Source organism: Microcystis sp. LE19-195.1E (genome assembly GCF_027532095.1).
GTDB classification, from domain to species: domain Bacteria; phylum Cyanobacteriota; class Cyanobacteriia; order Cyanobacteriales; family Microcystaceae; genus Microcystis; species Microcystis aeruginosa.
This window is the reverse complement of sequence record NZ_JAPZSZ010000285.1, coordinates 1-4,788: the sequence shown is the minus strand read 5'-3', so window position 1 is coordinate 4,788 and position 4,788 is coordinate 1. Positions and strand designations below refer to the sequence as shown.

Below are 4,788 nucleotides of genomic sequence, written 5' to 3'. Positions count from 1 at the left end.
TTTTGAGAGAATCGTCGTTCAAAACCTTGCGTCTTCATCGGCCCGCGTCCTGTAGGGGCGAAGCATTCGGGCAATAACCTATCGGTGAAAACGTAGATTTTCTATCCGAATGCTTCGCCCGTACTTATTCAGCAAACCCTAAGTAGGGAGGCACAATTATTTGTAGGATGGGTTAGCGGTAGCGTAACATAATCGGGCGTTGGGTTTCATGCTTCAACCCAACCTACGTTCATCTTATATTTAATTCCACCCACCCACTTAAAACTCAAATCTGATAACTGATAACTGATAACTGATAACTGATTACCGGCGCCGGTCTTGCAGTTTTTTATAGACATCTCGCAGGGGGACTTGATGATAGGCGAGAGCGACGAGGGTATGATAAAAAAGATCGGCCACTTCTGAGGCAATAGCATCGCCATCATTATCTTTGCAGGCCATGACCACTTCTGCCGATTCTTCGCCGATTTTCTTGAGAATTTTGTTATCTCCCCCGGCCAAAAGTTTACAGGTGTAGGATTCCGGATGAGGCTCGTCTCTGCGATCGCAAATTACCTTAAACAATTCCGAGAGGGTGTCGGCCGCTGGCGGTGATTTTTGCCAATTTACCTGGTGAAAACAGCTTCTTTCGCCGGTATGACAGGCGATATCACCGATTTGCTCAATAGTCAGTAAGATAGCATCACTATCGCAATCGTAGCGAATTTGACGCACCTTTTGGATATGGCCAGAAGTAGCGCCCTTGTGCCATAATTCTTGACGAGAACGACTCCAGTACCATGCTTCCCCAGTGGTGAGGGTTTTTTCGAGGGATTCCCGATTCATCCAGGCCATCATTAACACTGTAGCATCAAGATAGTCTTGAGCGATCGCCGGTACTAAACCCTGGGGATTATAAGCGATCGCGTCGAGGGGAATAGCAGAGAGTAAAGAAGACATCAGTTTTTCGCGGTCAAGAATTATGCTGGGATAAATTACCCAAAGCTTAATTATATAGCCATGGGGTCTTGGGGGTTAGGGTTTAGGGGTTAGGGGTTAGGGGATGGGGGTTGGGATTTAATGGTTGAATAATAAAAAAATTGCTGAGAAATTGATGAGAATACAATCCTATCGAGACTTACAAGTTTGGCAAACAGGAATGGATTTGGCAGAAAAATGCTATTTAGCCACTCGCAATTTCCCCAAAGAAGAAACCTACGGGATGATTTCTCAAATTCGCAGGGCTTCCGCTTCTATTCCTGCTAATATTGCCGAGGGTCATGGCAGAAAAACCCGCAAAGAATACCTACAGTTTCTCTACATAGCCCAAGGTTCTCTTAGAGAATTAGAAACCCATCTACTGTTATCAAAAAGAGTCCGATTGAACCCATCAGATACGATTGAACCCCTTCTTAACCAATGTGAATCAGTGGGTCGGTTGTTATCGGCCTTAATTCGTTCTCTGGAAGCGGGGGTTGGCGGAAATTAGTGGTTGGGTGTTTCTTATCCCCCATCCCCTATCCCCCATCCCCTATCCCCTATCCCCCATCCCCCATCCCCTATCCCCTATCCCCCATCCCCCATCCCCTATCCCCTATCCCCTATCCCCTATCCCCTATCCCCCATCCCCTATCCCCTATCCCCTATCCCCTATCCCCTATCCCCTATCCCCCATTCGTGCTACAATCAACCCGATAAGAAAAAGCTAAAAGCTAGAAAACCAAACAGGGCATCTAACCTTTAGCTATTCTTGTTCAACGTCACAGTTATCAATGTGTGCAAGACATTGGTAACTGTTATTTTTGTTTCTTGAAGCGGGAAACCAATCCTAAACCACCCACTGCCAGAAGTCCGAGGATAGTACCCGGTTCGGGAACCTTATTTATATATACTTGGTGGAAAGAATTTTGGAAGTCCATTAGACCTTCATTGGGATTAGCGGCAAGGGTATTTGTGACGGTCAACAGTGTATGAGGGGCGATACCGATGAAACCGCTAGCAGGGACCTGTGAGCCGTTAGTTGAAACTAACTCGAGCCCAAGTATCTCACCAAATGTCTCGGTTACGCTCCCGTAGTTGGATGATACGTTTGAATCCAGGTCAACCCCGAAAATCTCCCAGCCGGGGGTAGTGACCTGGATTGTATATGTGAAAGACCCAGAACTCATATTGACATCAACGAGACCGTCCATAGCATCGTATCGGAAATAATAATGATCACCCATCTGGGTCAGCGCAACTTTATCCGCCGCCTCGGCCGCAAAACCGCCAGTTATCGAGTTAGGTTTGAACGTAACTTTTTTGTCCCCTTCAATAAGATCCTTACGCAAAGTAGGATCAGGATTTGTCCATTCCCCCCAAGTTAACACCGCGGCATTCGCACTGGTAGCGGTAAGCACCGCGCCGGCGAGAACCCCGATGGCTAGGGAGCCAGAAGCAAAAGTTTTGGTTAATTTGTTGGTTGTCATCATAACTGAATTATGCAGCGTTAATTGTGTGTACTATAGCCATCAAAAGAAGTTAAGCAAGCGTTAAGCTCGCTGATAACTTTTTGTTTGACTTGACACAACTATAGCGAAACTTTTCAAAAAAAACAAGTGTTTTAGAACAGGGTGAGCGCATCTCAAACGCTATTGACCATTGACCAATTTTGTCATCCGCTTGCTGTGTGGGCATTTCAATTGATACCAGTCAATCAAAATAGTTAGGAATTCTTAACATTTGGTCGATTTTTGCTTAACAATTGAGATGGCAAATTCTCCTCAAATATGCCTGAATCACTCTCTGGGTAAGCAACTCACATAAATCAAGTTCATTTTGTTAACGATTGTTAAGATGCGCTTCGCTTACCCTGTGTTTTAGAAAACTTTTTTTCGGCAATATTTAGCTATTTTTTGTCAAATTTATAGCAGTTTTCCCCGAACATAACTACCCAAAAGTTGACAAATATACCCAAGCTTTTTGGTGAAAGTTGGACAAATAAACAGGCTCTAAGTAGGTGGGTGGAATTAAATATAAGATGAACGTAGGTTGGGTTGAAGCATGAAACCCAACGCCCGCATGGGTTACGCTACCGCTAACCCATCCTACAAATAATTGTGCCTCCCTACTTAGTTCAAAAAAAAATCTCTCAATTCGTTACAAAACTTAATCAAGAGAGGTACAATGTATAAAACTTAACAGTTTTGACAGTCAAAACTGGAGTTCGATGGCAATCAACTCCCTAACGAGGTAACTTCCTTTTGCTCCCACAAAAATGTCACCCCAAAACCCCCGGACAAACTCAGGTTTTAGAAAGACCAAAAATCCCGTTTAATATCTCTATCTAAAGAGGTATGACTAATTTTCCTAAATCATCTATAGTTACCAGCGTAGGGCAATGGCAGTATAAAAGTGGACAACTGACTGTCTAAAGTTGGACGATTCTCTCTCGAGAAATTTCTTTAATTAAAACTGGGTTAAGTTAAGTAGTCGGACATAAATTCTGTTCTCTATCTTAAGAAATGTAAATTGCCGCAATTCTTACTGACTCCTGACTTGAAAGTGGCAAGTGGCAAGTGGCAAGTGGGGAGAATACACAAAAGCTGTCTCCTGTCTCCTGTCTCCTGTCTCCTGTCTCCTGTCTCCTGACTCCTAGCCCCACCAACAAACTTTTTCAGCAAACCCTACTTAACAGCTTATATACTATGAATACTCTCATCACTATTCGAGAAGCTTCCGATTTACTCGGAGTTAGCATTAAAACCCTCCGGCGCTGGGAACAACAGGGTAAAATTTCCTCAATTCGTACCCGCGGCGGTCATCGCCGATTTCGACCGGAAGATCTCTTACAATCTGGTCAAGCAACCCCATTGATTATTGGCTATGCTCGTGTTAATCGACCTGAACAAAAACCCCAATTAGACACCCAGATAAAAGCGTTAGAAGAATTTTGCCATCAGCAGGGTCAACCCTTTGAAATTCTCACCGATATCGGCGACGGAGTCAGCCACAATCACCCTAATTTTATGCGTCTAGTGAAGATGATTTGTCAGGGTGAGGTGAAATCTCTAGTTTTAACCCATGCGGAAAGTGTGAGTCGCTTTTGTCATGATTTTATTTTGGGTTTGTGCCGTCTCTTCAAAATCCAAGTCATTCTCCTCAATCAAACCCAGGAATCCATTGCAGCTGAGGATTTATTGCTGGACTTCCCCCATACAGAAATACTAAAAAATTAACAAAACCCTTACTGCAGGTCGCTTCTCAGAAAAAATTGAAAAGAGGCTACTGGGTACATTTTTCGCTTGAAAATGGCTGTACCGTTGACTGTATCTGGAGTAGAGCGATTCCGTAGAGTTGGCTGTATAGTGATCGCTAACCTGATTTTAACAGATAGTGTCATTAATCTCTAGAGTAAGGGATTCGCTCTGTAGCCATGTTTTTGCTGGTTTTCTGCCCCGAAACAAGCTATAATGGTCGAAAGGTCAAATTTGAAAAATTTTGCCTCAAACCCTATCTGCGTAAGGACTTCAGGATTTTGTGTCCAGTAGTCCATTAGTATTATATTGCTTTAACTCAGGCTCTGTAAGACTTTTAGCCATAGCTAGTATGTTTATACGGGGGAAGTCCAGTTATTGGACGATCTGCAAGCCCTCATCACCATCTGTTACGATCATCTCTACCCACTACTTGACATCCTCACCGCCGTAAACGGACGGTGATTCCCAAACCTCACGATTTGGGTTTCTGCTTCTTTCCCTTGCGGGGTTCCGCACCTGCCTTAACAGATTTACTCTGTTCTGGTCTTATGGTCGCTCTACAGACTGACAC

4 protein-coding genes are annotated in these 4,788 nt (G+C 44.0%); 2 read left to right on the top strand and 2 right to left on the bottom strand.

Translation table 11 applies throughout. The features are described from left to right. Positions 1-303: 303 nt before the first annotated feature. On the bottom strand, positions 304-939 hold the full coding sequence (hisIE, locus tag O9300_RS15950) for a bifunctional phosphoribosyl-AMP cyclohydrolase/phosphoribosyl-ATP diphosphatase HisIE (protein ID WP_149988172.1): 636 nt from the start codon (positions 937-939) through the stop codon (positions 304-306). Positions 940-1,093: 154 nt separating this feature from the next. Between hisIE and O9300_RS15945 the strand changes: the two genes are divergently transcribed. Continuing rightward, positions 1,094-1,468: a four helix bundle protein gene (locus tag O9300_RS15945; RefSeq protein ID WP_170915463.1), complete on the top strand. Its 375-nt coding sequence runs from the start codon at positions 1,094-1,096 to the stop codon at positions 1,466-1,468. A gap of 307 nt (positions 1,469-1,775) precedes the next feature. Here O9300_RS15945 and O9300_RS15940 read toward each other — a convergent pair whose 3' ends face one another. Beyond that, entirely contained in the window at positions 1,776-2,450 is a 675-nt protein-coding gene (locus tag O9300_RS15940) for a PEP-CTERM sorting domain-containing protein (protein WP_287972688.1), read from the bottom strand. A 1,215-nt stretch (positions 2,451-3,665) separates the two neighbouring features. On the opposite strand from O9300_RS15940, the gene O9300_RS15935 reads away from it, so the two are divergent. After that, positions 3,666-4,196, top strand: a complete 531-nt coding sequence (locus O9300_RS15935) for a MerR family DNA-binding transcriptional regulator (RefSeq protein WP_287972685.1) — start codon at positions 3,666-3,668, stop codon at positions 4,194-4,196. The last annotated feature ends 592 nt before the right edge of the window (positions 4,197-4,788 follow it).

Excerpts from the sequence above, each read along its gene's own strand:
- O9300_RS15945 (WP_170915463.1), top strand. The coding sequence starts at position 1,094 with ATGAGAATACAATCCTATCGAGACTTACAAGTTTGGCAAACAGGAATG.
- O9300_RS15935 (WP_287972685.1), top strand. The coding sequence starts at position 3,666 with ATGAATACTCTCATCACTATTCGAGAAGCTTCCGATTTACTCGGAGTT.
- hisIE (WP_149988172.1), bottom strand. The coding sequence starts at position 939 with ATGTCTTCTTTACTCTCTGCTATTCCCCTCGACGCGATCGCTTATAAT.
- O9300_RS15940 (WP_287972688.1), bottom strand. The coding sequence starts at position 2,450 with ATGATGACAACCAACAAATTAACCAAAACTTTTGCTTCTGGCTCCCTA.